The following is a 25520-nucleotide window of genomic DNA, read 5'->3' as shown; positions in this document are numbered from 1 at the left end:
GGGCCAGCGCTTTACTGGTAAACGCGCGGGTGCAGGGTGCCCACATAAGGCAGGTCGCGGTAGCGTTCGGCAAAGTCCAGGCCATAGCCCACAACGAACTCGTTGGGGATGTCAAAGCCGACCTCGGCCAGGTCGATCTGCACCTTCTGCGCCTCCGGCTTGCGCAGCAGCGTAACGACGGACAGCGACTTCGGGTTGCGGTTGCGCAGGTTCTTCAGCAGCCAGGAAAGGGTCAGGCCGGAGTCGATGATGTCCTCGACGATCACCACGTTGCGGCCCTCGATGTCGCGGTCCAGGTCCTTCAGGATGCGCACCACGCCGGAGGAGCTGGTGGAGTTTCCGTAGGAGCTCACGGCCATGAACTCCAGCTGCGTCGGGATGTCGATCGCCCGCGCGAAGTCGGTGATGAAGAACACCGCGCCCTTCAGCACGCAGATCAGGATGAGGTCGTCTTCCTCGTCGCGGAAGCGGTCAGCGGTGGCCTTGGCCAGCTCGTTGATGCGGGCGTGCAGCGTTTCCTCGTCGATGAGGATACTTTCTAGATCATCGCCGTAAGGGTTTTCCGGGACATTGAAGTTCTTCTCGCTGTGCATCGCAGACCTCGTTTTCCTCGTTTGTTTCGCTGTTCTGGCTTCGCTGTCTTGGCTCCGCTGCATTGGCTTCGCCGTTTTGTGCCTGCCTGGCATTCTAGCGCGCAGCTACGACCTGGGGACAGTCGCTAACTGCAGGTACCCATAGCGACGTTGCACGACCAGGCGGTGGGTGCGCCGTTGCTCGGTGTATGCAGGTTGGTTCTGTGGCCACGGCACTGCTGCCCCTCCTTGCCCTTTCCATGCGATGACCAGCGCGTCTATCGCGTTGAGGTGCGCGCTCGTGAGGGGTCCGGCTTTGTCTGCCAGCCATTGTTTGAGCACCCTACGCCGCAGTGCCGCTGGTTGCTGTTGTAGTTCGGTGCAGTTTAATGACGCCCCCTCCTCCGCCGCCTGCAGCTCCCGTCCAGCGAGCTCGTCGAGTAGCTCGACGTCTTCGCGGAGCATCCGCGCGGTGCGGGCCATGTTCGCACCGATATGCTCCGCGAGCACATCTTGCAGGTAGGGCAGCACGTGGGTGCGAATGCGGCTGCGCAGGTAGGCGTCGCTGAAATTGTGCGGATCCTCCCACCAACTAAGGCCGGCGGCGCGGCATTCTGCCTCCGTGTCCGCGCGGGTGCAGTTCAGCAGCGGGCGACCGAGCCACGCGGCCCCTGCGGCCACGGCCGCGTGGTCGGTGTGTACGGATCGCATCCCGGCGATGGCTTCCGCCCCGGAGCCGCGGACCAGCCCGATGAGCATCCCTTCTGCGTCGTCATCCGCCGTGTGAGCCACCAAGAGGGGCCGCCCGGCGGCTGCCGCGCCGAGGGCTTCGTAGCGCGCCTGGCGCGCCGGCCCCTCCCCTGGGCCTTCCACTTCGACGGTGCGGATCTCCGCCGTCGCCCCTAGGGACAGCGCGGTATCCGCGGCCTGCCGCGCCACCTGTGCGGAGCCTTCCTGCAGCTGATGGTCCACCACCACCGCGTGTACCTTCACCCCGCAGCGCAGCAGGCCGTGCACCAGTGCCAGGGAGTCCGCCCCGCCGGAGAGCCCCACTGCTACCCCGGCGCGAACCTGTGCCGCGCGCGCTGCGGACTCGGGGCTGGTTTCCAGCTCTCGCAGCCAGGCCCGGATCTGCGACTGCACACTCATGGCCTACTTGGCTGAACGCACCGCGTTCGCCAGCCGATCCAGCGCCGGACGGGCGGAGTTGGGGTCAGACTCATTGGAGAGGAACGCAAACGTCAGCGCTCGCCCCGAGTCCGTCATAACCGTCCCGGCCAGGGCGTTCACGCCGGAAAGAGTGCCGGTCTTGGCACGCACCCAGCCGGCGGAGTCTTCCGAGCCGGAGCCGGAACCATAGCGCGCCTCCAGTGTGCCTTCCACGCTGGATACCGGCAGCATGTCCAGGATGCCGCGCACCTCCTTATTGGAGAGCACCCCGTCTAGTTCGTGGGCAGTCAGGCGGTTCTTCTCGCTCATGCCGGAGTTATCGAAGAGGGTCGCATCCTTGGTATCGATCCCGTGCTCCTTCAGCACGTCGAGGGTCGCACTCGTGGCGCCCTCGAAGGTCCGCGGCTTGCCCTGGGACTCCGCAATCTCCCGGCCAATGGCCTCGGCCATGATGTTGTCGCTGTGCACCAGCATGTCGCGCAAGCGCACGTTCAGCGGCGCGGACTGAACGGTTGCGATGGGGCCTTGGTCGCCGAGACTGGGCGTCACTTCCTTAGAAACAGTGACCTCCGCATCCGCGCCGAGCGCATCAGCGAGGGCGCGCCCCACATCCTCGCCAGGGTTGTGGGAGCGGGCAGAGTCGGAGGTATAAGGATCGAGGCGACCGGCATCGAGCATGACGGCATCCAGGTTGGCGATGTTGCCGCCGTCGATGTCCTCACGGTCCCAGGTCTTGTTGAAAAGGTCGCCGGAGCGAATCGAGTTATCCACGACGATGGAGGTCACGGCCTGGCCGCCCAGCTTCTTCTTCGCCTTCTCGGCCAGCTTGGCTACCGAGGCGGCATCGGTGAAGAAGCCCTCGCCATCGCGGGACAGCGACACATCGCCATCGCTGCGCAGGATCAGCCGACCCGGATCGTTCGGATCCTGCAGTAGGTCGGTGGACCAGCGGCTATCTTCGTCCAGCGCCAGGATCGCGGCGGCCGCCGTGTACAGCTTGGTGGCAGAAGCCGGAGTGAGCTTCCGGTTCTCATCCTTCGCCCACAGCACCTCGCCGGTCTCAACATCGGTGACGGAGGCTGACAGTACCCCCAGCGCCGGATCCGCCGCGGCGCGCTGAATAGCGGCCTGCACGTCCGGCACATCCCCCTCGGGCGCGTGCATCACCGGGGTGGGCTCCGCCAGCTGCTCGGCGGCCTGCACCTCGTAGCGGCCATTCATCGACCACACCACAGCAGCCCCCACTACGACCGCCACGACGATCACGAAGGCGAGGATGCTCCACAGCCATACTTTCAGGGACTTCTGCTCACTCACTCGTTTCACCCTAGCCGAAAAAAGGCGCTCGGTTAGAATGGTGCGCATGAGCAAAAAAATCGAAGTAACCGTTGAAATCCCGAAGGGTTCCCGCAACAAGTACGAGGTCGACCACGAGACTGGCAAGGTCTACCTCGACCGCTACCTGTTCACCCCGATGGCATACCCAGCCGACTACGGCTTCATCGACCACACCCTGGGCGAGGACGGCGACCCGCTGGACGCACTGGTGATCCTGCCGGAGCCGGTCTTCCCCGGCGTGATCGTTGAGGCCCGCCCGGTTGGCGTGTTCAAGATGACCGACGAGGCCGGCGGCGACGACAAGCTGCTGTGCGTGCTGGACGACGTGCGTTTCGAGCAGTTCCAGGACATCGAGGACATCGACCAGTTCACCAAGAACGAGATCGAGCACTTCTTCGTCCACTACAAGGACCTGGAGCCGGGCAAGGAAGTCAACGGCTCCGGTTGGGGCAACGCCGAGGAAGCAGTGAAGATCCTCGACGAGGCCATCGAACGCTACAAGGGCTAACTCACAGCCGCTTGCCGGCGGGCGGCGATCTGGTGCACAACCTCAATGAGCACCGCCCCGCCCGCACCCACGGCCAACCCCGTAAGCATCAGCTTCAGGTTGCCCGTGTGCAGAATCAACAACTCACGTAGCGGCGGCACCAGGAAGATCACCAGGTAGCCGCCCACACAGCCGGCCAGCAGAAGCACCTTCCACCAATTCAGCGGCCGCGCCACAATCCCCAGCACCCACAACCCCATGACGATCAGCGCCAGCAGCACCGCAGTACCGGCCTGTTGCCGCTGAATTTCCGGCACCTCCGCTCCGGGGTAGATGATGATCCACATCGTCACGCAGATGCCGCCGATGAGCACACCGGAGGGAATCGCCAAAGACAGCACGCGCCTGACGAATCCGTCCCGCGGACGTTCCGTGTTCGGGGCCAGCGAAAGAATGAACGCAGGGATGCCGATGGTGAACCAGCCGGTGATAGTCACGTGAATCGGCTGGAATGGGAAAGAGATTCCCAGTACCGCCACCACCAGCGCCAGCACCACCGAGTACACCGTCTTCGTAAGGAATAGGTGCGCCACGCGCTCGATGTTGCCGATCACCCGGCGCCCCTCGGCCACCACGCGCGGCAGTGCGGAGAACTTGTTCGTCAGCAGTACTAGCTGCGCCACGCTGCGCGTTGCGGGTGCGCCCGAGCCCATGGCCACGCCAATGTCTGCCTTTTTCAGCGCCAACACGTCGTTGACGCCGTCGCCGGTCATGGCCACCGTGCGGTTCTGACGGTGCAAAGATTCCACCATCTGCTGCTTTTGCTCCGGGCTGACCCGCCCAAAGACATTTCCGCGTTTGATCTCCGCATCGAAGGCTTCGTCGTCCAGGCCGTTCAGCGTGCGGGCATCCACCGCCACGAGATCCCGGTCGGTTGCCTTGCGCGCGACCGCCGCCACGGAATCCGAGTTGTCGCCGGAGATCACCTTGATGTCCACGTTCTGCTCGTCGAAGTACGCGAGCGTTTCGCGGGCGTCGGAGCGCAGTTGCTGGCGAAGCACCACGAGCACCGGTTCATTCAGTTGCGGGGCGGAATCCATGCTGAGGTCGTTCGTGTTGGCCCAGGCCTCCCCATCGGCGCCTTCGAGCTTGCCGAACACCAGGATGCGCAAACCCTGATCGCCCAGCTCCTTGGCTGTTTCTGCAGCACGACCACCTTCGCGCAAAAGCACGTCGGGGGCGCCCATGATCCAGGCGGTGGCGTCAGAGCAGGCGAACCCAGAGAACTTGTAGCGCGAGTTAAAAGGAATCTCGTGGCCCTGCCACTGTTCGGGTTCCACGCCGCGCTCGCGTAGCCCGGCCACGATAGAGCGGGCGGTGTCGTTCAGATCATCCTGGGCGTTCAGCATGGAGGCGAGGTTGCGCGCCCAGGTTTCGTCCTCTTCGCTCCCGTCAGCAGGGCTTCCGTCGGCGGCGACGATGGAATCCAGCTCCATCTCATTGGTGGTGAGGGTGCCGGTCTTGTCGGTGCATACCGTATCGACGCGCGCGAGCCCTTCGATGGCGACGAGCTCGTTGACCAGGGCTTTGTACTTGCCAAGGCGGATCACGCCCGCAGCGAAGGCGATGGAGGTCATAAGAACCAGCCCCTCCGGCACCATCGGGACGATCGCCGCAGCCATGGAAAGGATGGATTCGCGCAGACCCGTATCGGAGCGGACCAGCTGGGTCCAGATCGTGAGGATGCCGGTCGGGATAAGCAGCCAGGTGATTACCTTGAGGATGCTGTTGATGCCGTTCATAAGCACGGAGTCGGTCAGCGAAAACTCGCTGGCCTGGGAGGCCAGGCGTGCGGCATAGGCCTCATCGCCGACCTTATCTGCGCGGAAAACGGCGGAGCCTTCGTTGACGAAGGATCCCGAGAGGATCTCGTCACCCTCGCCCTTGCTCACAGCATCGGCCTCGCCGGTCAGCTGGGATTCGTCGACGCGCAGCGAGCCGGCCACCACCGTGCCGTCCACCACGACCTCGTCCCCGCTGCGCAGCTTGATGATGTCCCCGAGGACGACCTCGTGCTGCGGGATGGTTTTTTCCTCGCCATCGCGGATGACGGTGGGTTCCGATTCGCCGACGATGCGCAGTTTGTCGAGGGTCTTCTTCGCACGCAGCTCCTGGATCACACCCACCGCGGAATTAGCGATGATGAGCAGGCCGAAGGCGGCGTTGATGACCGAACCGGTGGACAGGACGATCGCGCACAGAACGCCGAGGATGGCATTGACGCGGGTGAAGATGTTGGCGCGCAGAATCTGTGCCACGCTTCGGCCGGTTCCGCGGCTCTGCGCATTCACCTCGCCGCGTTGCTTGCGCTCCTCTACCTCGGCGGCCGTGAGTCCCCGCGAAGGGTCAGCCTGCACTTCGGCGCTAGCTTGCTCGCTGGCGTGCGCCACTTCGACCTCCTGCGTAAACGGCCCGGCAGGTCCCCACCGGGGTGTCCCTTCTATTTAACTCCACGCTATTCAACTCCACCTCGCTGGCTGCCCAACTTTGCCACCTTGCCTACAATGGGGCGCCATGAGTGAATTCGAAACAGTACAGCCCACCGATGTTCCTGCTGGCGCCCAGCTAATCGACATCCGTGAGGTGGACGAATACAACCAGTGGCACGCCGAGGGCGCGACCAACCTGCCCCTCTCCGAGCTGCAGGCTCGCTACGGCGAGCTGGACCTGAACGAGGATATTTACCTGATCTGCCTCTCCGGTGGTCGCTCCGCGCGCGCCTGCCAGTGGCTGGAGCAGAATGGCATCGACGCAATCAACGTTGCTAACGGCACGGCCGGCTGGCGAGACGCCGGACTACCTATCGTGGGGCAACCCCACAATTAGACAACCCCCATAGTCAGCGTTATATTTATGGCATGTCCGAAAACACGCCGCTACCCGCTGACTTGTTGTCTTCGCCCTCATTCCAGCTTGAGCGCCTACGCCGCCGCACCCGCGACTTCGTAGAGACCGCGCTCGCGGAAAAGGGCTTCAACCTGCGCGAATTCTGGGTTCTTGCCTGCCTCGTCGATGGCGATGCAGCAAGCCAGGCCACGCTAGGCGAAATTCTTGGGGTGGACCGCTCCGACATGGTTCGCCTGGTCGACTCCCTGGAAAAGCGCTCCCTCGCCAAGAGGGTTAAGGATCCGAAGGATCGTCGCCGCCAGATCATTTCGGTGACCAAGAAGGGCACTAAGACCTACAACAGTCTCTCCCCTCTGGTCGCCTCCGCAGAGGATAAGGCGCTAGACGAATCCACTTCCAAGCAGCTTAAGCACTTGAGCAAGCTGGCCAAGGCCATCATCTCTACCGAGGAGGCCTAGGCGAAAAGTGCAAATCCCTTCCCGGTACCTCCGTTCCCACGAGGCACCGGAGCCGCGCACGCTCATCGACATTGTGCGTGCGACGGCTTCGGCGTGCCCAGAAGCCCCCGCCATCGACGACGGCAAGGGGGTTATTACCTATTCCGAGCTGCTCGACGAAATCAACGAAACCGCCGAGTGGCTGCATAACCGTGGCCTCGGGCGCGGCGACCGCATCGGTATTCGTATGCCCAGCGGCGATCGCTCGCTCTACATCGCTATTTTATCCACCCTGGCCGTCGGTGCTGCCTATGTACCTGTTGACGCCGACGACCCCGAGGAACGAGCTTCCCTTGTCTTCGGCGAGGCCGGCGTGGCCGCAATCTACGGCGCTGACGGACTGCAGCTAGTCGATGCCAACCTGCAGGCAGATCCCGGGGCAACCTCCAACAAAGCATTCGGCCCGGACCTGGAGACCGATGCGTGGATCATTTTCACCTCCGGTTCCACCGGCAAGCCGAAGGGCGTGGCAGTCACCCACCGCAACGCGGCTGCCTTCGTGGACGCGGAAGCGGAGATGTTCCTGCAGGACGAGCCACTGGCCCCGGGCGACCGCGTTCTAGCGGGACTGTCCGTCGCCTTCGATGCTTCCTGCGAGGAAATGTGGCTGGCTTGGCGCCACGGCGCCTGCCTAGTACCCGCCCCACGCGCCCTGGTGCGCTCCGGCGTGGACCTAGGGCCTTGGCTGGTTTCCCGCAGCGTCACGGCAGTTTCCACTGTGCCGACCCTGGCCGGTCTCTGGCCCGATGAGGCCTTGGATGCCGTGCGTCTGCTGATCTTCGGCGGCGAGGCCTGCCCGCCGGAGCTGGCCACCCGCCTGGCCACCGATTCCCGCGAGCTGTGGAACACCTATGGCCCGACCGAGGCCACCGTCGTGGCCTGCGGCACCACCATGGACGGGGTGCGCCCGGTTTCCATTGGCACTCCCCTGCGCGGCTGGGACCTGGCTGTCGTTAACGAAAACAACCAGCCGGTGGGCTGGGGTGAGACCGGCGAGCTGATCATCGGCGGCGTCGGCCTGGCCCGCTATCTGGATCCGGAAAAGGATGCGGAAAAGTTCGCGCCCATGCCGGAGCTCGGCTGGGAACGCGCCTACCGCTCCGGCGACCATGTGCGCCTCGAGGAAGATGGCCTGTACTTCGTCGGTCGTATCGACGACCAGGTGAAGATCGGTGGGCGTCGAATCGAACTCGGTGAGGTAGACGCCGCGCTGTCCGCCCTCCCCGGAGTACGTAGCTCCACCGTCGTGGTGCAGACCACCGGCGGCGGAGACAAGGTGCTGGTGGGCTACGTCTCCACCGAGGGAGACGTCGAGGACTTCGACCAGCAGCAGGCGCTAGACCAGCTGCGCGATTCCATGCCCGCTGCCATGGTTCCGCGCCTGTGCGCGCTGGACGAGCTGCCGGTGACGACCTCCGGCAAGGTGGACAAGAAGGCTCTGCCGTGGCCGCTGCCTTCCAGTGGCAACGCGGAGTTCGACAACCCCACCCAGCAGTGGCTGGCGGGGCTGTTCGCCGACGCGCTCGGCACGGCAGTAACCAGCCCGGATGCGGACTTCTTTAACCTCGGCGGCACCTCCCTGGGTGCGGCCACGCTGATCAGCCGCGTGCGCCAGGAGGTTCCCACCGTCAGCGTGCGTGATCTCTACGATCACTCCCGCCTGGGTGCACTGGCCGAGCACATCGACTCTCTGCGCGAAAAGACCGGCGGCACGGGCTCCGGCCAGGCCGCCCAGGCCAAGGACGTCAAGCCCGCCAAGCCGGTGGGCATCGGCACCCGCCTTGCGCAAGCCCTGATCCAGGTTCCGGCGCTCACCCTCGCGGGCGCGCAGTGGGTCACCTGGATCCTGGTGTTCAACGCGATCCTGTTCCACGGTTCCTCGTGGGCGGGCGACCTGCCGTGGGTTGTCGACGTGCCTTGGGCCGTGGTCATCGCCGCGGTGATCGTCTTCGCCACCCCGCTGGGCCGCCTGCCGCTGTCCGCGCTGTTGATCCGCCTGATTACGGCGGGCATCGGCGAAGGCGACTATAAGCGCGGCGGCTCTGTTCACCTGCGCATTTGGGCTGCGGAGCGCGTGGCGGATTCCTCCGGCGCACGCGATGTCTCCGGTGCCGCGTGGATCACCACCTATGCCCGTTGGCTGGGCGCGAAGGTCGGCAAGGGCGCGCAGATGCACACCCTGCCGCCCGTCACTGGCCTGCTGACCCTGGGCAAGCACTGTTCCATCGAGCAGGAGGTGGATCTTTCCGGCTACTGGCTGGAGGGCGATGTGCTGCATGTCGGCAGAATCGAGGTCGGCAAGGACGCCTCCGTCGGCGCCCGCTCCACCCTGTTCCCCGGTGCCCGCATCGGCGCCCGCGCTCACATCGAGCCCGGCTCAGCCGTCACGGGAGCCAAGAAGGTCAAGGCAGGTTCGCAGTGGGCAGGTTCGCCTGCGGTGAAGGTCGGCAAGGCCCGCAACCGTTTCCCGGAGCACGCCGCCCCGCGCCGCACCATGTGGTTCTGGCTCTACGCGCTGAGCGCCATCGCGATGTCGTTCCTGCCCCTGGTGGCTCTGTTCGTCGCTGCGGCGTTTGTGCTGTGGCTCGTTCCTGTTGACGCCCCCTTGCTGGCGCTTCCCATCGCCGCAGTTGGTGGTCTGGTGGCATTTGCAACGTACGCAGCACTGACGTGGCTGTCCGTCCGTCTGCTGTCCGCAGGCCTGAAGCCGGGCGTGGTGGCCGTGCGCAGCCTCAGCGGCTGGCGCGTTTGGGCGGTTGAGCGCCTGATGGATAGCGCCCGTACTCAACTGTTCCCGATGTACGCGGCACAGCTGACCCCGCTGTGGTTCCGCAGTCTGGGCGCCAAGGTGGGCAAGGATGCGGAGATCTCCACCGCCGTGATGGTGCCGCGCTTCGCCGAGGTACGCGAGGGCGCGTTCCTGGCGGACGACACGATGGTCGGTGGCTACGAGCTCGGCGGTGGCGGCTGGATGCTCACCGGTAATACGAAGGTGGGTAAGCGTTCCTTCCTGGGTAACTCCGGTATCGCCGGCCCGGATCGCACGCTGAAGAAGAACTCTCTGGTGGCCGTGCTTTCCTCCACCCCGGTGAAGACGAAATCCGGCAGCAACTGGCTGGGTTCCCCGCCGGAGCGCCTGCGTCGCGTGGCCGTGGAAGCCGGTGGAGAGTCCCGCACCTACAACCCGGGCTTCGGCCTGAAGGTGGCCCGCGGCATCGTGGAGACCCTGCGCTTGTTGGCGCCGATGACCTCCGCCACGATTGCGGCGGGCGTGGTGCTGGCGCTGCAGTGGATGCTGGCGAACCAGGGCATTTGGCAGACCTTCGCGGTCTCCGGCCTGGTTCTGGTCGGCGCTGGTTTCGTGGCAGCGGCGGTAACGGTGCTGATGAAGTGGCTGTGCGTGCAGCGCATCAAGGCGGGCGAGCACGAGCTGTGGTCTGCCTTCGTGTGGCTCAACGAGCTGCAGGATCAGTTTGTGGAGACCGTGGCCGGCCCGTGGTTCCTGGCGCACACGATGGGCACCAGCAGCCTCAACATGTTCCTGCGTGCACTGGGCGCGAAGATCGGTCGGGGCGCTTGGTTGGATTCCTACTGGCTGCCCGAGGCGGATCTGGTCAGCATTGGCCGAGGCGCCAGCGTGGGCCCAGGTTGTGTGGTGCAGACGCACCTGTTCCAGGACCGTGTGATGAGCCTGGATACCGTCACCCTGGGTGACGGCGCGACGATGGGACCGCACAGCGTGGCTCTGCCCGCCGCAGCGATCGAACAGGCCGCGACGGTCGGCCCGGCGTCACTAGTTATGCGCGGCGACCACGTGCCCGCCGCAACGAAGTGGCAGGGCAACCCGATCGAGATCGTGGAGAGTTAGCCTCCAAAAACTCAAGCCCCAGTCGCCCTTGTAGGGCAGCCGGGGCTTGTTCGCGTACTGGCTCGGTCCGGCCAGTCCGAATGGGTTCTATTAGTCGCCGATCTGGTCGCGGCCGCGCTTGACGATCTTCGGATCCGGCTCGCCGACGACCTCGTGGTCCTTGTCCGCGTACTCGAACTTGGACAGGACGTAGCGCATCGCGTTGATGCGGGCGCGCTTCTTGTCGTTGGACTTAATGGTGATCCACGGGGACTCGTTGGTATCCGTGTAGCGGAACTGCTCTTCCTTGGCGCGGGTGTAGTCATCCCACTTGTCCAGGGAGGCCAGGTCCATCGGGGAGAGCTTCCACTGGCGAACCGGGTCCACCTGGCGGATGGCGAAACGGGTGCGCTGCTCCTTCTGAGTGACGGAGAACCACAGCTTCGTCAGGGAGATGCCCGACCCCATGATCATGTTCTCCAGCATCGGAACCTCACGCAGGAACTCTGCGTGCTGATCGTTGGTGCAGAAGCCCATCACGCGCTCCACGCCGGAGCGGTTGTACCAGGAGCGGTCGAAAAAGACGATCTCGCCGCCGCACGGGAAGTGCTGGACGTAGCGCTGGAAGTACCAGGAAGTGGACTCGCGCTCGGAGGGCTTCTCCAGGGCCACGGTGCGGGCACCACGGGGGTTCAGGTGCTCGTTGAAGCGCTTGATGGTGCCGCCCTTACCGGCAGCATCACGACCCTCGAAAATAATGATGTGCTTCTGGCCGGTGTCCTTGGTCCAGTTCTGGAACTTCAGCAGCTCGATCTGCAGGGCGCGCTTGGTGGTCTCATACTCGTCGCGGCTCATGCGCTCGTCGTAGGGGTATTGGTCGCGCCAGGTATCAACCCGATGGCCGTCCGGAGTGATCAGTACCGGATCGTCTTCATCCGAGTCGTCCACCAAGTAGCCCTCGGTAGCGGCAAGATCAACCATGTGGAATTCTTCTTCGGCCATGTGCCTGGGTTCTCCTTCGCCTGAAGATTTTTCAATTCTAGTAGCACTTTCCAGTCTAGTGGTTTTGGCCCAGCTATACAGATGTGCCGGAACCATACGGGGTAGGAAAGGCATGAAAAAACCCCGGCCGAAGCCGGGGTTTTAGCTGTTAAGCGGAAGCTTACTTCTCAGCCTTGCCGTTAACCCACTCGTTGATAACGCCGGCAACCTTGCCCAGGCCCTCGAAGATGCTCTTGAAGCCGCCGAAGAAGTCGGTCAGCTGGGTGAAGATGTTGTTGATCTGCTCGAACATACTAGTTTCTCCTCTTGTAGAGATTGGGGGCGCCAGTTCCTCTGAGCCCGATAATTTTCTTGTGGTAGTGACGCCCCCTCTAGGCCGTCTGGAGAATAGAGTAGCGGATCTGCGAAAAGCCACAACCCCTGGGCGAGACCTTCTTTAAATCCACCCCCCACCAGGGGGTAACGATTCAATAAAGATCCAGCTCAGGGGTTGTTTTTACGGCGAGTCCACCTAGGTTAAATCTAGGAAAACCAGCTATTTTTAACTGTTTTACACGGGGCTTAGAAGCCGCCCATGCCGCCCATCTCGTCAGCACCCGGCATTGCCGGTGCCTCCGGCTCCGGCTTGTCCGCGACGACAGCCTCGGTCGTCAGGAACAGTGCCGCGATGGAAGCAGCGTTCTGCAGCGCGGAACGGGTGACCTTCACCGGGTCGGAAATGCCAGCACCCAGCAGATCGACGTACTCGCCGGTTGCAGCGTTCAGACCCTCGCCTACCGGCAGGTTGGCAACCTTGTCCACGACTACGCCCGGCTCTAGGCCAGCGTTGTGAGCGATCTGCTTCAGCGGGGCTGCCAGGGCCGCGCGTACGATCTGCACGCCGGTAGCCTCGTCGCCTTCCAGGCCCAGGTTGTCGTCCAGCACGTTGGCGGTCTGCAGCAGGGCTGCGCCACCGCCGGCGACGATGCCCTCTTCCGCGGCTGCCTTAGCGTTGCGCACAGCGTCCTCGATGCGGTGCTTGCGCTCCTTCAGCTCCACCTCGGTGGCAGCGCCGACCTGCAGCACTGCAACGCCGCCGGACAGCTTAGCCAGGCGCTCCTGCAGCTTCTCTGCGTCGTAGTCAGAGTCCGCGTTCTCGATCTCCTGGCGGATCTGCTTGATGCGGCCAGCCAGCTGCTCTGCGGAGCCTGCGCCGTCGACAATGGTCGTATCGTCCTTGGTCACCACGACCTTGCGGGCGGTACCCAGCATCGGCAGGTCTGCGGTCTCCAGGGAGAGGCCAACCTCTTCGGCGATGACCTGGCCGCCGGTCAGGATCGCGATGTCCTGCAGCTGTGCCTTGCGGCGGTCGCCGAAGCCCGGAGCCTTCACAGCAACGGACTTGAAGGTGCCACGAATCTTGTTAACAACCAGGGTGGACAGAGCCTCGCCCTCGATGTCCTCGGCAACGATCAGCAGCGGCTTGCCGGACTGCATGACCTTCTCCAGCAGCGGCAGCAGATCCTTCACGTTGGAGATCTTGGAGCTAACCAGCAGGATGTACGGATCCTCCAGCACAGCCTCGCCGCGCTCCACGTCGGTGGCGAAGTAGCCGGAGATGTACCCCTTGTCGAAGCGCATACCCTCGGTGACCTCGAGGTTCACGCCGAAGGCGTTGGACTCCTCGACGGTGATTACGCCGTCCTTGTTCAGCTGGCCGTCGCCAACCTTGTACATAGCCTCGGCGATCAGCTCGCCGATCTTCTCGTCAGCAGCGGAGATGCCGGCGGTAGCGGCGATCTGCTCCTGGGTCTCGATCTCCTTGGCGTGGCTCAGCAGCTCCGCCGTGATCTTCTCCACGCCAGCCTGGATGCCGCGCTTGATGCCCATCGGGTTGGAGCCAGCGGCAACGTTGCGCAGACCCTCGCGTACCAGGGACTGTGCCAGGACGGTAGCGGTGGTGGTGCCGTCGCCAGCGACGTCATCGGTCTTCTTGGCGACTTCCTTGACCAGCTCGGCGCCGATCTTCTCGTAGGGGTCTTCCAGCTCGATTTCGCGAGCGATGGTCACACCGTCGTTGGTGATCGTCGGGGCGCCCCACTTGCGCTCCAGGACGACGTTGCGTCCCTTCGGGCCGAGGGTTACCTTAACCGCGTCTGCCAGGGTGTTCAGACCCTTTTCCAGTCCGCGGCGTGCTTCTTCGTCGAATGCAATCATCTTAGCCATGAGGCTTTTCGATCCTCCGTTTAGAGTTGGCGACACATACGGCTCAGATCAAGCGCCCGCGACGGCACGGGTGAATGAATGTCGCGACATTCACCCTCACTTCATCTGACGGTTATTTTCTGGCACTCCCTTAGTTCAAGTGCTAACCCCGTTTTTAGCACTCTCCCCCATCGTCTGCAAGGTGCCGTGCACGCACATCGGCTGTCCAGTCCGGTCGCTACAGTAGTTATCTATGAGCGATACCAACCGTGAATCCAATAGCGCATCCAACACCTCGCAGCTAGACCTCGCCCGCACCGCCATCGCGGAGCAGATGCCGCAGCTGAAGAAAGACCTCACAACTCTCGTCTCCTTCGAGTCGGTCCACTCCACCCCGGGCCTGGAAGATGCCAATGCCGCTGCCGCGCAGTGGGTCATCGACGCATTCACCAGCGTGGGCATCCCCGTCGAAGGCCACGTCACCACCGACGGCTCCACCTCCGTCATCGGCCTGCGCGAGCCCGCCGAGGGCTACCCCACCATCCTCCTGTACTCCCACTTCGACGTGCAGCCCGCCGGCGACATCGAAGCGTGGACCGATGACCCGTGGACCCTCACTGAGCGCGATGGCCGCTGGTATGGCCGCGGCACCGCCGACTGCAAGGGCCACGTGGCAATGCACGTTGCTGTGCTGCGTGCTCTTTCTATTCTTTCGGACGCCCACTTCCCCGCCGCCAAGAATCTCGGCATCCGGATCGTCGTCGAGGGCTCGGAGGAGCGCGGTGGTTATGGCCTGGAGGACCTGCTGGCCGAAAAGCCGGAGCTTTTCGCCGCCGACACTTTCCTCATTGCCGACTCCGGCAATGACGCCCTGGGCGAGCCGAGCCTGTGCACCGCGCTGCGCGGTTCCGCGCCGGTCACAGTGCGCACCCGCACGCTGGCACAGCCGATGCACTCCGGCCAGTTCGGCGGCTCGGCTCCGGATGCCTTGGTTGAGCTAGTGCAGCTCCTATCCACTCTCCACGACGAAAACGGTTTGGTGGCCGTCCCGGGATTGGAGCCGAAGGAGCGCTGGGGTGGCGTCGGACCAACAGAACAGGAATTCCGCGACAACGCCGGGGTAACCGACGGCGTGGAGCTGTACGGCGCCGGCGAGTGGCAGCCGAACGACCTGACGGTGATGAATCCGTCCATCACGATCACAGGCCTGGATGCGCTGTCGGTGGCGGATTCGGTGAACTCCGTGCCCGCGACCGCCGCGGCCGTGGTGAGCCTGCGCGTACCGCCGGGACGCGAGCCGCAAGAGTGCCAGGATCTGCTGGTCAAGCACCTGGAAAGCCAGAAGACGAACGCGCTGGTGGAGATCGAGCGCGGTTCCCTGGCCGAGGCATTCCAGGCGGATACCTCCGGCCCGGCGCTGCAGCGACTCGGCGAGGCACTGGGCGAAGTGTACGGCAAGGAGACGATGGAGGTTGCCTCCGGCGGGTCGATCCCGCTGACCAACAAGCTGCTGAGCGCGTACCCGCAGGCAGAGCTTGCGCTGTACGGCATTGAGGAGCCGAAGTGCGCCATCCACTCCGCGGACGAGTCCGTGGATCCGGACGAGATCGAGGCCATCGCGACGGCCGAGCTGCTGTTCCTGCTGCGCACCGCAGAGGAGCACAGCTAGCCGCCCAGAATCTCACCTAATGAGAAATAGGCAACAGTTTGAATCTCAGAGTGAGACGGATTACATTATTTAACTAGCAGTACTTTATATAGGTACCCAACTTTATTTGGGCACCCATTCAGAGGGTGCCCAAGGCCAACTAGATCTTGTTCCAGAAAATCGAGTCATCATGAACGTTTCCTCTACGAACACCACGACCCTGATCCGCTTCGCTAGCTCGGACCAGAACCTAGATCTAGACGCGCCTGTATACACCCCGCTCCCCAGCGGTCGCCGTTCCACCGCGAAGACGTACAGCGAGCCGGTGCACACCCGCATCGAGAAGCGCCGCAAGCGCACCCGCACCTTCGCGGAGGATCCGTTCCGCGCCCGCTTCGGCCAGCGCCTGCCAGTAGGCATGCGCCAGGAAGCGCGGGGCATGGAGTGGAAGAAGTTCATCCGCACCTACGCGCCCGGCGCGATCCGCGTGGACTACCTGAAGGCCACCCGCCGCTCCCTGGGGCGCCACGACTTCGACATGCAGGTCAGCGGCCTGCGCGCCGACGGGCAGTCCACCCGCGTGGAAATCACCGCAATGGGCGCCTCCTCGGCAACGACGGAGATCCTGGCTGACCACGGCTTCCCGGTGGAGGTCGCGGAGTTCCACCAATACGACATCTTCGAGGCCACCGTGACCTTCATCTACGCGGTGCACAAGTCCAAGCGCGTGTGGGCGGTTGGTTTCGGCGCGGACCGCGATACCTCTATCGCCAACGCCCTGTGCAACGCGGCTGCCCGCCTGCACTTCTAGCAGCGCGAACCTACAGCGACTTCCGCAGGGAATCGACCGTCAGGTCCACCGCGGCGATCCACGCCTCCGGCTGTGTGAAGCCGCCCTCTACCCCGTCGTCTCCACGGGTGCGGGTGCCGGGCTCCGGCGCGGCACCGTGCTCGCGGGCCGCGGCGCGTTGCAGCGCATAGTCTCCGCCACGGGCGATCAGCTTGCGCACATCCTGCAGTTCCGCTGCGCATCCCAGCTCCTCGGACAGCGGGGCGAGCCTATCCACCCAGGCGTCCAGCTCGTCAGTGACCAGCGCCTCGTTGGTCTCCCGGTCGGTAATGATCAGCGCGTCCAGGCCATAGCGGGCCGCGCGCCACTTGTTCTCCGCCACGTGCCAGGGCTGCAGGGTCGGTAGCTCGTGGCCAGCGTCCAGGCGGCGCTCGAAGTACACCACCAGACAGTGGGTGTAGGCGGCGATGGCGGCGAGCTCCCACAGCTCCATCGTGGCATCAGCAAAACGGGTTTCCACCGTGCCGTACTTGGTGGGGCGCACGTCGAAGTGCATGGAGCCGGTGTGGTTGATCACTCCCGATAGGTCCTGATCCCGGTTGAATTCCTCCCACTGCTCCCAGTTTTCAAACTGGTAGGGCACGCCCGCAGTCGGCAGTTGTTGGTACAGCAGGGTGCGGTTGGAGGAGTAGCCGGTATCCAGCCCCTCCCAGGCGGGCGAGCTGGCGGACATGGCCAGGATGTGCGGGTAGTGCGTCATCAACGCATTGATGATGGGCCACACTTTTTCCTTGGAGCCCACGCCCACGTGCACGTGAATCCCCCAAATCAGCATCTGACGGCCCCAGTACTGGGTGCGCTCGATGATCTCCTGGTAGCTCCCCTTTTCGCTGAGCTGCTGATCCCCCCAGTGCGCGAACGGGTGCGTGCCCGCGGAAAACAGGTTCACCCCGATGTCATCCGCACATTCCAGCAGCTGCTTCGCCTGCACATGCAGGTCCTCGACTGCCTCCGGGATCGTGTCGTGCACACTGGAGACCATTTCCACGGTGTTGGCCAGGAACTCGCGGACGACCTTGTGGCCGGGGTGCACCTCGTCCATCCGCTCTATCAGTTCGGCGGCGCGCGGAACCAGGTCGCGGGTTTCGGAGTCGACGAGGGCGACTTCCCACTCAATGCCGACGGAAGGTGCGGAACCCGGGAAGTCCATTGCGGCCCCTTAGAAGATATGTAGACAGAAGTTAAAAGAACGCTTTTACTTTAGCGGGGCATGTCATTTGTTGTCACAACCACAACACCCGCGGGACGCTCCCCCTCCAGCATCTCTACGCCTTCGATGGCTCGGTCGGTAGCCTCGTCACGCTCGCGCGCCTGGATCCCCAGATCCTTGGCGAGCTGCTCGGCCAGCTGACGCTCGGCGTCATTACCCTTCGGGTAGAGCACCACAGACGTCGGAAAGACACCCGACTCGTCCGGTAGGTTGCCCACACCGGTCTTGTTCCACTGCTGGTCGCGCATCTTGTTGGCGACGTCGCCGGCGAGGCCGTTGATGGGACTGTTATTGAGGACGGCTACGTAGGTGTCTTCTTTATTGACGCCACCTTCCGCCGCTGCCGTATCACCATCGCGACTCTCGTCAGCGCGATCGCCCTCCCGGTTATCACGCTCGCCTTCCGGCTTCGGCTTCTCGGCATCTTCCGCGTCCGGGCGCTTGGGATCTTCGCCCTCGGGGGCGGAGGGCTTCTCACCCTGCTTAGCTTGCTCGCCCTGCTGGCCCTGCGTCTGCTGGGTCTGGCTTGCCTGCTCGGATTCATCGGAATCATTGCCGGACAGGGAGAATACGCCCCAGCCAATCAGCAGAACGGCTACGGCAATCAGGATCATGGCTAGGCCGCGCAGCGGGAGGCCGAGGTTCTCATTATCCGCGTCGTCGTCGAGTGCATGGCGTGGTCGATTCGGTTCAGTCACGCCACAAAGTTTAACTTCCGTAACATCGGTAACAAACCTGACACGCGCTGTGCCTTACACTTCGTCAGAGCTCTTCGTCACGGCGGCGCAGCAGCATGCGTACCAGGACGGGGTCGAAGTCCAGCGCCTCCGGGCGCTCGATCAGCCGGTTGAGCTGCTGAAAGTAGCGGACCGGATCCACCCCAAACTCGCCGCGGATGTGCTCGTTCTTCGCGCTGGCATCCCGCCACCAGCGGCGCTCAAACTCCAAAATGGCGATCTCTCGGTCTGACAACATGGAACTAGATTCTAGACTGTCTGTTATGACCATCATGCCTATCGTCATCTGTGGCGACCCTGTACTGCACAACCCCACCACCAAGGTGGACCCCAGCGAGATCGCCGACCTCGCCCCGCTGATCGCGGATATGTACGAAACGCTCTCCGCCGCCAACGGCGTGGGCCTGGCCGCCAACCAGGTGGGCGTAAACAAGCGATTCTTTGTCTACGACTGCCCCGATACCGAGCGTGGCGAGATGCGCCGCGGCTGCGTGATCAACCCCGTGCTCGAGACCAGCGAGATCCCGGAAACTATGCCGGACGAGGAGGAAGACGAGGAAGGCTGCCTATCCGTCCCCGGCTACTCCTTCCCCACCGGCCGCGCGGACTGGGCGCGGGTAACCGGCCTGGACGAAAACGGTGAGGAGGTCACCGTCGAAGGCACCGGCTTCTTCGCCCGCTGCCTGCAGCACGAGGTCGGCCACCTGGATGGCTTCCTGTACACCGACACCCTGATCGGCCGGTGGAAGCGCAAGTCCAAGAAGGCCATCAAGGCCGAGGGCTGGGACCACGCGGGCAACACCTGGACCCCCGGCGTGGACGAGGATCCTTTCGGGCATGAATAAAGACACAACGTTCTCCGCCGCCCACGCAGGTGCCCGGCGCGTGGAGGGCTTCGGGTTCCCCATCAGCCGCCGCACCGACCCCGTGAGTATCCGCCCGGGCACGCGAGTGGTCGTGCGCTACCGTGTGCCGGGCGATGCCGCTTCCGGCCACGGGGCAGGCTCCGTCACCGACGCGATCGGCGTGCTGCGCAACATAAGCCCGCTGCAGGTGGACGACCTTGTGATCGCCGACGAGGACGTTGTGGTGCTGAAGACCCTCAGCGCCAAGCCAGTGCGCAATAGCGACATCCGCGCCCTCGAAGCCGCCAAGGCCGCGGCCTTCCCCGGCATCGAAAACCAGATGATCGGCGGGTGGCTGGCGCGCGCGGGCGATGGCATCACCGAGCGCAGTAACTCCGCCGTGCCCATCGGGCCGAGTGCCGGATTGCAGGAGGTTCCGCTGGCGCAGCTGGAGGAGTTCTACCGCTCCCACGACCTGCCCTGCCAACTGATGATCCCCGACCGGATCGGCCGACCCGCCGAACACCTGCCGGGCGAACGCGGCCCGGAGATCCTGGTGATGAGCAAGGAGCTCGGCGACTCGGCGCGGCTCTCGGCGCAAGACTCGCCGCAGGCTCCGGCTCCGGCTCTGGACACGTCCCAGACCTGCGCGCTGGATCCGTCCCTGGCCGACGCGCAGATCGAGCTGGCAGTCGACGACACCCCGGATGCCGACTGGTTCTCCATGTACAAGTTCCGCGGCCAACCCCTGCCGAAGAAGGCCCTGGACCTACTGTGCCACCGCATCGACGGCCAGCTGGGTTTCGCCCGCCTCACCGTCGACGGCCAACTCGCAGCCATCACCCGCGCCACCATCACCGACGGCTGGCTGGGATACTCTGCCGTGGCGGTGGCCCCGGAGTTTCGCCGCCGCGGCCTGGGTACCCTCCTGTGCCAGCACTTGCTCAGCTGGGGCGCGGACAACGGCGCGGAGCGCGCCTACCTGGACGTTATCGATTCCAACACCGCCGGAAAGGCGCTGTACCACAAGCTGGGTTTCAGCGAACACCACCGCAGCCGTAGTCTGCGCACGCGCTAGAATGCTAAACCATGCGCATCGCCACCTGGAACATCAACTCCGTACGCACCCGCGAGGATCGGGTGCGCGAGTTTTTGCAGCGCAGCGACGTAGACGTGCTGTGCCTGCAGGAGACCAAATGCACGGACAAGCAGTTCCCCGACTTCACTGACACGGGCTACGAGCAGGCCCACTTCGGGCTGCACAGCTTCAACGGCGTGGCCATCCTGTCGCGCGTGGGCCTGGCGGACGTGCAAACCGACTTCGGCCAGCCCGGCTTCAACAAGGACCTGGATGCCGAACAGGCGCTGGAAGCCCGCGCCATCGGCGCAACCTGTGGCGGCGTGGAGGTATGGAGCCTGTACGTTCCGAACGGCCGCGAGATCGCGGACCCGCACTACTCCTACAAGCTGCGGTGGCTCGACGCCCTCGCGGCGTATGCGGCGGGTTCGGGCGTGGGGGCGTCCCAAAGAAAGAGCAGCGAGAAGCTGTGCCTGGTCGGTGACTACAACATCGCCCCGCGCGACGAGGACGTGTGGGATCGCAGCTTCTTCGACGGCCGCACGCACGTGACTCCCAACGAACGCGCCCGGTTGCGTGCCCTGGAGGATGCGGGAATGACCGCCGCAACGGACCTGATCGCCGACGAATACACCTACTGGGACTACCAGGCCATGCGCTTCCAGAAGGGCGAAGGCATGCGCATCGATCTGCAGTATGCCCGCGGAATCACTCCCACCGCCGCGCGTGTGGATCGCGACGAGCGCAAGGGCAAGGGTGCCTCTGACCACGCGCCAGTGATCGTGGACTACAGCGTGGATGGCGAGGCCTAAATCATGCCCTTCCCCGACCTCCTCGGCCTGTTTAGCGAGTTCACGGACGATTTGCAGTGGTGGCAGGTCACACTGGTCGTCCTGGACTACGCGCTGAAGATCTTTGCGCTGGGCTGGGTTCCTAAGGAACGACGCCCAACGTCCGCCATGGCCTGGCTGCTGGCCATCTTCCTGATCCCCTTTATCGGCATCTTCCTATTCCTGCTGATGGGATCCCCAGCGATCAACCGACGGCGCCACCGCATTCAGAACCAGGCGAACGAACTGATCCGCACGATGAGCGCCGACGAGCCCGACGTCCCCGAGGGCAGCGAGCTCAGCGACGAGCTGCGTTCGCTGGTGCGACTCAACCGGGAGCTCACCGCACTGCCCGCCGTGAACGGCACCATGCAGGCCCTGCATTCGGACTACGAGGAATCGATCGCCGCGATGACCCGCGCGATCGACTCGGCCGAAGACTACGTAAACGTCGAAATTTACATCATGGCCTGGGACGATACGACCGAGCCCTTCTTCGAAGCGCTCGGCCGGGCCGCGCAACGCGGAGTGACCGTGCGCGTGCTGTGGGACCACATCGGCGCGCACAAGTACAAGGGCAACAAGAAGCTGGGTAAGAGGCTGCAGGCCATGGGCGTGGACTGGCAGGTCATGCTGCCCCTGCAGCCGTTCAAGTGGCGCTTCCGCCGCCCCGATCTGCGCAACCACCGCAAGCTGGTGGTCGTGGACGGCCGGGTGGCCTTCATGGGCTCGCAGAACATGATCGAGGCCCCGTACCAGAAGCCGAAGAACCACAAGATCGGCCGCGAATGGGTGGACGTAATGGCGGAGCTAACTGGCCCCATCGTCAGCACCATCAACTCGGTGTTCGCCGTGGACTGGTTCACCGAAACCAACGAGGAACTGGACCTCATCAACCCCACCGATGCCAAGCAGTGGCTGGATACGCACGACCAAGATACCGGCGCGGACATCATGCAGATCGTGCCCTCCGGCCCCGGCTTCACCACGGAGCCGAACCTGCGTCTGTTTACCTCCATAGCGCACCACGCCAAGCACACGCTCAAGCTGATTAGCCCGTACTTCATCCCCGATGAGTCCCTCATGGAAGCCGTGACCACCGCCTGCTACCGCGGAGTTCGGGTGGAGCTGTACGTCTCCGAAAAGTCAGACCAGCCGATGGTGGGCCACGCGCAGGCCTCGTACTACTCGGAGCTGCTGAAAGCCGGGGTGCACATGTACCTGTACCCCTACCCGAAGGTCCTGCACTCTAAGTTCGCCATCGCCGACGGAGAGATAGCCGTGATGGGCAGCTCCAACATGGATATGCGCAGCTTCGGCCTGAACTACGAGATTTCGCTGATGGTCGGCAAGGGCGAGCTGCTGGATGCGCTGCGCTCCCTGACCGATGACTACCGGCAACGCTCCGCCCTTTTGACCGAGGAGCAGTGGAGCACCCGCCCGCTGTACAAGCAGTATGTGGATAACGTCGCGCGCCTGACGAGCGCGCTGCAGTAGCGCACAGTAGCGCGCTGCAGTAGTACTGCACTAACGCTGCAGTAAAGCCTCGTGTTGGCGAATTGATTGTTTTCATTATCGCCGATTAGTGCAATAGCACTTTTGCCGTCATATAGGGTGAATCACAAGTTACTTACATACGCACACAAAAAGAAAGTTTCGCCCGATGACCCCGTCACCCCAGAAGTCGCCGCAGACGCCTTCCCACCCCCCGGTACGCGGCCGTAAGGCACCCGAAATCCTGCCGGAGATCGACGTCGCAGAGATCGCCACGGCAGTGTATGACTTTCTTTCCGCCACCCGCCGCCTGATGGAGCGCCCCAACCAGTCGCTGGAGATCTCCCAGTCGGAAATCGAGGTTCTGCAGTTCATCTCCCAACACCCGGGATGCGGTGTGTCGGACGTCGCCCGCCTGCGCTTCCTCCGCGCCTCTAACGTCTCGGCGACCGTGCGCCGCCTCATCAACGGCGGGCTGATCCGCCGCCAGGCCAACCCGGAGGATAAGCGAGCCCAGGATCTGTATCTCACGGACGAGGGCGTAGACATGATGAACTCCATCACCGACGAGTGGGCGCTCATCATCACTAAGGCCACCGACCGAATGGATGCGCGCGACATCGCAAAGCTGCGCCGTGGTGTGCCCGCCCTGCGGAACCTCTCCCTGGCTGCGGAGTCCCTCGTCGACGATCTGCAGCGCAACCCGGACTAGCCCCGAAGACGCCAAACCAGCCCCAAAGCTAAAACGCCCCACCTGGCATCTCAGGGCCGGTGGGGCGAAGGGGGCGTCACTAAGAAAAGGTGCTTAAGCGTCCCGCTTCTTTAGCGTCACTACGCCGACGATGAAGAGCACCACACACCAGGCGGCGAAGTACAGGATCGAGCCGGTTTGACCCCACGGCGCCCCGTCGAGATCCCGCATTCCGACGTACGCCTCGGCGTTGGTGAACGGCATGTACGGCGGCAGCCAGTCGCGAATCTTCGGCACCAGCTGCACCAGCGTGCCCTCGATCACCAGGTTCCACAGCAGCATGATTGCGATGCCGCCGGCGGTGTTGCGCACCAGGTAGCCCACGCCGATGGCGGCGGCGATGGTCAGCAGCAGGTACAGCTCGATGCGCCCGATCTGCTCCCACAGGCCATCGGCGCCGAGGCCGACCTTGCCCAGCAGCTCTTCATCCTCCAGATTCCAGCCGAGCGACCACTTGGCGAGAACCGTGCCCACCACGTTGGAGATCAACGCAAGGATCGAGGCGATCACGCCGTAGACCAGGAACTTTGCGATCGGCACCTGCCAGCGAGTCGGGGTGGCCAGCAGGGTGGTCTTGCTGGTGTTCGCGCCGTATTCGGTGGTCACCAGCATCACGGCCTGGATCATCACGATCATCATGCCGAAGGAGAGGAAACCGCTTAGGCCCATGTCAGCACCGACGCCCGCGACGACGGACATGTACAGCTCTGGGTCCTTCTGCGCCTCCTCGCTCGTCAGCAGCGAGCCGGTCATGCCGCCGTTAAGCAGCGCGAAGCCGAGCGAGAAGAACAGGATCAACCCGGAAGTCCACCACAGGGCTTTGGTGCTGCGGAGCTTAATCAGCTCCGATTTGATCAGGTTCACCATTACTTGTCCCCTTCCTTCTGCACGCGCACGGCGTTGCCGGTTGCCTCGCTGCTTTCTTTAGCGCCCTTTTCTTTATGACGCCCACCTGCGGACTCCGCCGCTTCCGGCACCACCTTGGGAGCGGCCTTTTCCGCGGCCTCGGGCTTGCTGGGCTTGGTCTCAGCCTCGGTCTCGCCGGGCTTGGCTGCCGCCTCGGTCTTGCCAGGCTTGGCCTCAGCCTTACCGGCCTCGAGCTTGTCGGACTCGACACTGGCGTGGTACTCCACGTGCTCCTGAGTCATGCGCAGGTATGCGTCCTCCAGGCTCGGGCGCTTCTCCGACAGCTCGCGCAGGCGCAGCCCGTAGCTATAAGCCAGGGCACCGATCCAGTCGCTTTCCTGCTGCGGGATGGTGAGCGTCGGGCGGCCGTCCAGATCCTTCCCCTCCTGGAACGCCACCGACTCCTCCGTCAGCGCGGCCTTCATCTCCGCGATGTGGTCGGTGCGCACGACGGTAGATACCTCGGAGGTGGACTTGATGAACTCGTGGGTGCTCTGGTTTGCCACCAGGCGCCCCTTACCGATGACGATCAGGTGGTCGGCGGTCTGTGCCATCTCGCTGAGCAGGTGCGAACTGATCAGCACGGTGCGGCCCTCTCGCGCCAGAGCCCGAACGAAATCGCGCACCCAGCGGATGCCCTCCGGGTCCAGGCCGTTCACGGGCTCGTCCAGGATCAGCACCTCCGGGTCGCCCAGCAGCGCGCAGGCCAGGCCCAGGCGCTGGCCCATACCCAGCGAGAACTTGCCGGCCTTGCGGCCCGCCACGTCGCTCAGACCCACGATGCCCAGGACTTCATCCACGCGCTTTTTAGAGAATCCGTTGGCAGCGGCGACCCAGCGCAGGTGTGCCGCGGCGCTGCGGTTGGGGTGGACCCACTTGGCATCCAGCAGCGTGCCGACCTTCTCCAGCGGGCGCTTGTACTCGGCATATGCCTTGCCATCAATGCGGGCAGTTCCCTTGGTCGGCTCATCCAGCCCCACGATCATTCGCATCGTGGTGGACTTGCCGGCACCGTTGGGTCCCAAGAACCCGGTGACGATTCCGGGTGAGACCTCAAAATTCAAATCGTTGACTACCGTGTTGCCTTTATAGGCTTTGGTTAGGGAACTGACCGTAATCATGCGTTCTAGTCTGCCACAATAAGGGGAGTTTAAGCAGACTTTGTGG

Annotated in this window: 23 protein-coding genes; 11 read left to right on the top strand and 12 right to left on the bottom strand. The window is 63.9% G+C overall.

Features of this window, described 5'->3' with window-relative positions:
* Positions 1-11: 11 nt before the first annotated feature.
* From hpt to dacB, 3 genes are all read right to left on the bottom strand, one after another.
* On the bottom strand, positions 12-593 hold the full coding sequence (hpt, locus tag HMPREF3166_RS00755) for a hypoxanthine phosphoribosyltransferase (protein ID WP_005296857.1): 582 nt from the start codon (positions 591-593) through the stop codon (positions 12-14).
* A 105-nt stretch (positions 594-698) separates the two neighbouring features.
* A complete protein-coding gene (tilS, locus tag HMPREF3166_RS00750) occupies positions 699-1721 on the bottom strand; it encodes a tRNA lysidine(34) synthetase TilS (protein ID WP_070487252.1) in 1023 nt (340 codons plus the stop codon).
* Between the two features lie 3 nt (positions 1722-1724).
* Positions 1725-3059 carry a D-alanyl-D-alanine carboxypeptidase/D-alanyl-D-alanine endopeptidase gene (gene dacB / locus HMPREF3166_RS00745; protein WP_049049728.1) on the bottom strand — a complete coding sequence of 445 codons (1335 nt, stop codon included), beginning with the start codon at positions 3057-3059 and terminating at the stop codon, positions 1725-1727.
* A 46-nt stretch (positions 3060-3105) separates the two neighbouring features.
* On the opposite strand from dacB, the gene HMPREF3166_RS00740 reads away from it, so the two are divergent.
* Entirely contained in the window at positions 3106-3588 is a 483-nt protein-coding gene (locus HMPREF3166_RS00740; protein ID WP_049049743.1) for an inorganic diphosphatase, read from the top strand.
* Here HMPREF3166_RS00740 and HMPREF3166_RS00735 read toward each other — a convergent pair.
* Positions 3585-6017 (bottom strand): HAD-IC family P-type ATPase, encoded by a 2433-nt coding sequence (locus tag HMPREF3166_RS00735; protein WP_070487251.1) that lies wholly within the window; start codon positions 6015-6017, stop codon positions 3585-3587. The genes HMPREF3166_RS00740 and HMPREF3166_RS00735 overlap by 4 nt on opposite strands.
* Positions 6018-6141: 124 nt before the next feature.
* Here HMPREF3166_RS00735 and HMPREF3166_RS00730 point away from each other — a divergent pair, with 124 nt between their 5' ends.
* Genes HMPREF3166_RS00730 through HMPREF3166_RS00720 form a run of 3 tightly spaced genes read left to right on the top strand, consistent with a single transcriptional unit; the run spans position 6142 to position 10839 of the window.
* Positions 6142-6453, top strand: a complete 312-nt coding sequence (locus HMPREF3166_RS00730; RefSeq protein ID WP_005296869.1) for a rhodanese-like domain-containing protein — start codon at positions 6142-6144, stop codon at positions 6451-6453.
* Between the two features lie 32 nt (positions 6454-6485).
* Positions 6486-6932 (top strand): MarR family winged helix-turn-helix transcriptional regulator, encoded by a 447-nt coding sequence (locus HMPREF3166_RS00725; protein ID WP_035004727.1) that lies wholly within the window; start codon positions 6486-6488, stop codon positions 6930-6932.
* A gap of 7 nt (positions 6933-6939) precedes the next feature.
* On the top strand, positions 6940-10839 hold the full coding sequence (locus HMPREF3166_RS00720; protein WP_070487250.1) for a Pls/PosA family non-ribosomal peptide synthetase: 3900 nt from the start codon (positions 6940-6942) through the stop codon (positions 10837-10839).
* A gap of 90 nt (positions 10840-10929) precedes the next feature.
* Here HMPREF3166_RS00720 and ppk2 read toward each other — a convergent pair whose 3' ends face one another.
* The 3 genes from ppk2 to groL all read right to left on the bottom strand — a co-directional run bounded on the left by ppk2 (position 10930) and on the right by groL (position 14025).
* A complete protein-coding gene (gene ppk2, locus HMPREF3166_RS00715; protein WP_034987296.1) occupies positions 10930-11820 on the bottom strand; it encodes a polyphosphate kinase 2 in 891 nt (296 codons plus the stop codon).
* Positions 11821-11980: 160 nt separating this feature from the next.
* Positions 11981-12112, bottom strand: coding sequence for a PorACj family cell wall channel-forming small protein (locus HMPREF3166_RS10120; RefSeq protein WP_161799464.1), 132 nt, complete (start codon positions 12110-12112; stop codon positions 11981-11983).
* Positions 12113-12381: 269 nt separating this feature from the next.
* A complete protein-coding gene (gene groL, locus HMPREF3166_RS00710; protein ID WP_035004731.1) occupies positions 12382-14025 on the bottom strand; it encodes a chaperonin GroEL in 1644 nt (547 codons plus the stop codon).
* Positions 14026-14257: 232 nt separating this feature from the next.
* Between groL and HMPREF3166_RS00705 the strand changes: the two genes are divergently transcribed.
* On the top strand, positions 14258-15673 hold the full coding sequence (locus tag HMPREF3166_RS00705; RefSeq protein WP_070487249.1) for a dipeptidase: 1416 nt from the start codon (positions 14258-14260) through the stop codon (positions 15671-15673).
* A 169-nt stretch (positions 15674-15842) separates the two neighbouring features.
* Entirely contained in the window at positions 15843-16463 is a 621-nt protein-coding gene (locus tag HMPREF3166_RS00700; RefSeq protein ID WP_070487248.1) for a hypothetical protein, read from the top strand.
* 10 nt (positions 16464-16473) lie between these two features.
* Here HMPREF3166_RS00700 and HMPREF3166_RS00695 read toward each other — a convergent pair whose 3' ends face one another.
* The 3 genes from HMPREF3166_RS00695 to HMPREF3166_RS00685 all read right to left on the bottom strand — a co-directional run bounded on the left by HMPREF3166_RS00695 (position 16474) and on the right by HMPREF3166_RS00685 (position 18687).
* Positions 16474-17652 carry a glutamate--cysteine ligase gene (locus HMPREF3166_RS00695; RefSeq protein ID WP_070487247.1) on the bottom strand — a complete coding sequence of 393 codons (1179 nt, stop codon included), beginning with the start codon at positions 17650-17652 and terminating at the stop codon, positions 16474-16476.
* 50 nt (positions 17653-17702) lie between these two features.
* Positions 17703-18410 (bottom strand): LytR C-terminal domain-containing protein, encoded by a 708-nt coding sequence (locus HMPREF3166_RS00690; RefSeq protein ID WP_070487246.1) that lies wholly within the window; start codon positions 18408-18410, stop codon positions 17703-17705.
* A 64-nt stretch (positions 18411-18474) separates the two neighbouring features.
* Entirely contained in the window at positions 18475-18687 is a 213-nt protein-coding gene (locus tag HMPREF3166_RS00685) for a DUF3263 domain-containing protein (protein ID WP_035004749.1), read from the bottom strand.
* Positions 18688-18712: 25 nt separating this feature from the next.
* On the opposite strand from HMPREF3166_RS00685, the gene HMPREF3166_RS00680 reads away from it, so the two are divergent.
* The 5 genes from HMPREF3166_RS00680 (at position 18713) to HMPREF3166_RS00660 (ending at position 23408) form a co-directional block, all read left to right on the top strand.
* The gene (locus tag HMPREF3166_RS00680; RefSeq protein ID WP_035004751.1) at positions 18713-19294 is read left to right on the top strand and encodes a peptide deformylase; all 582 of its coding nucleotides are present in this window, start codon (positions 18713-18715) and stop codon (positions 19292-19294) included.
* On the top strand, positions 19287-20372 hold the full coding sequence (locus HMPREF3166_RS00675; protein WP_070487244.1) for an N-acetylglutamate synthase, CG3035 family: 1086 nt from the start codon (positions 19287-19289) through the stop codon (positions 20370-20372). The genes HMPREF3166_RS00680 and HMPREF3166_RS00675 overlap by 8 nt, the downstream gene beginning before the upstream one ends.
* Positions 20373-20383: 11 nt before the next feature.
* The gene (locus tag HMPREF3166_RS00670; RefSeq protein WP_035004756.1) at positions 20384-21184 is read left to right on the top strand and encodes an exodeoxyribonuclease III; all 801 of its coding nucleotides are present in this window, start codon (positions 20384-20386) and stop codon (positions 21182-21184) included.
* A 3-nt stretch (positions 21185-21187) separates the two neighbouring features.
* The gene (gene cls, locus HMPREF3166_RS00665; RefSeq protein ID WP_049049719.1) at positions 21188-22699 is read left to right on the top strand and encodes a cardiolipin synthase; all 1512 of its coding nucleotides are present in this window, start codon (positions 21188-21190) and stop codon (positions 22697-22699) included.
* Positions 22700-22865: 166 nt separating this feature from the next.
* Positions 22866-23408 carry a MarR family winged helix-turn-helix transcriptional regulator gene (locus tag HMPREF3166_RS00660; RefSeq protein ID WP_035004760.1) on the top strand — a complete coding sequence of 181 codons (543 nt, stop codon included), beginning with the start codon at positions 22866-22868 and terminating at the stop codon, positions 23406-23408.
* A 93-nt stretch (positions 23409-23501) separates the two neighbouring features.
* Here the strand turns inward: HMPREF3166_RS00660 and HMPREF3166_RS00655 are convergent, their stop codons facing one another.
* Together HMPREF3166_RS00655 and HMPREF3166_RS00650 are read right to left on the bottom strand one after the other, a co-directional pair.
* Entirely contained in the window at positions 23502-24314 is an 813-nt protein-coding gene (locus HMPREF3166_RS00655; RefSeq protein ID WP_070487243.1) for an ABC transporter permease, read from the bottom strand.
* Positions 24314-25474, bottom strand: a complete 1161-nt coding sequence (locus tag HMPREF3166_RS00650) for an ATP-binding cassette domain-containing protein (RefSeq protein WP_070487242.1) — start codon at positions 25472-25474, stop codon at positions 24314-24316. The genes HMPREF3166_RS00655 and HMPREF3166_RS00650 overlap by 1 nt, the downstream gene beginning before the upstream one ends.
* Between the last annotated feature and the right edge of the window lie 46 nt (positions 25475-25520).

It is taken from the genome of Corynebacterium sp. HMSC08A12 (genome assembly GCF_001807485.1).
Lineage (GTDB): Bacteria > Actinomycetota > Actinomycetes > Mycobacteriales > Mycobacteriaceae > Corynebacterium > Corynebacterium evansiae.
Note: the sequence above shows the minus strand (reverse complement) of the source record. Positions and strands in the feature narration are given on the sequence as shown.

Excerpts from the sequence above, each read along its gene's own strand:
- hpt (WP_005296857.1), bottom strand. The coding sequence starts at position 593 with ATGCACAGCGAGAAGAACTTCAATGTCCCGGAAAACCCTTACGGCGAT.
- tilS (WP_070487252.1), bottom strand. The coding sequence starts at position 1,721 with ATGAGTGTGCAGTCGCAGATCCGGGCCTGGCTGCGAGAGCTGGAAACC.
- HMPREF3166_RS00740 (WP_049049743.1), top strand. The coding sequence starts at position 3,106 with ATGAGCAAAAAAATCGAAGTAACCGTTGAAATCCCGAAGGGTTCCCGC.
- HMPREF3166_RS00730 (WP_005296869.1), top strand. The coding sequence starts at position 6,142 with ATGAGTGAATTCGAAACAGTACAGCCCACCGATGTTCCTGCTGGCGCC.
- HMPREF3166_RS00725 (WP_035004727.1), top strand. The coding sequence starts at position 6,486 with ATGTCCGAAAACACGCCGCTACCCGCTGACTTGTTGTCTTCGCCCTCA.
- ppk2 (WP_034987296.1), bottom strand. The coding sequence starts at position 11,820 with ATGGCCGAAGAAGAATTCCACATGGTTGATCTTGCCGCTACCGAGGGC.
- HMPREF3166_RS10120 (WP_161799464.1), bottom strand. The coding sequence starts at position 12,112 with ATGTTCGAGCAGATCAACAACATCTTCACCCAGCTGACCGACTTCTTC.
- groL (WP_035004731.1), bottom strand. The coding sequence starts at position 14,025 with ATGGCTAAGATGATTGCATTCGACGAAGAAGCACGCCGCGGACTGGAA.
- HMPREF3166_RS00705 (WP_070487249.1), top strand. The coding sequence starts at position 14,258 with ATGAGCGATACCAACCGTGAATCCAATAGCGCATCCAACACCTCGCAG.
- HMPREF3166_RS00700 (WP_070487248.1), top strand. The coding sequence starts at position 15,843 with ATGAACGTTTCCTCTACGAACACCACGACCCTGATCCGCTTCGCTAGC.
- HMPREF3166_RS00695 (WP_070487247.1), bottom strand. The coding sequence starts at position 17,652 with ATGGACTTCCCGGGTTCCGCACCTTCCGTCGGCATTGAGTGGGAAGTC.
- HMPREF3166_RS00685 (WP_035004749.1), bottom strand. The coding sequence starts at position 18,687 with ATGTTGTCAGACCGAGAGATCGCCATTTTGGAGTTTGAGCGCCGCTGG.
- HMPREF3166_RS00680 (WP_035004751.1), top strand. The coding sequence starts at position 18,713 with ATGACCATCATGCCTATCGTCATCTGTGGCGACCCTGTACTGCACAAC.
- HMPREF3166_RS00675 (WP_070487244.1), top strand. The coding sequence starts at position 19,287 with ATGAATAAAGACACAACGTTCTCCGCCGCCCACGCAGGTGCCCGGCGC.
- HMPREF3166_RS00670 (WP_035004756.1), top strand. The coding sequence starts at position 20,384 with ATGCGCATCGCCACCTGGAACATCAACTCCGTACGCACCCGCGAGGAT.
- cls (WP_049049719.1), top strand. The coding sequence starts at position 21,188 with ATGCCCTTCCCCGACCTCCTCGGCCTGTTTAGCGAGTTCACGGACGAT.
- HMPREF3166_RS00660 (WP_035004760.1), top strand. The coding sequence starts at position 22,866 with ATGACCCCGTCACCCCAGAAGTCGCCGCAGACGCCTTCCCACCCCCCG.
- HMPREF3166_RS00655 (WP_070487243.1), bottom strand. The coding sequence starts at position 24,314 with ATGGTGAACCTGATCAAATCGGAGCTGATTAAGCTCCGCAGCACCAAA.
- HMPREF3166_RS00650 (WP_070487242.1), bottom strand. The coding sequence starts at position 25,474 with ATGATTACGGTCAGTTCCCTAACCAAAGCCTATAAAGGCAACACGGTA.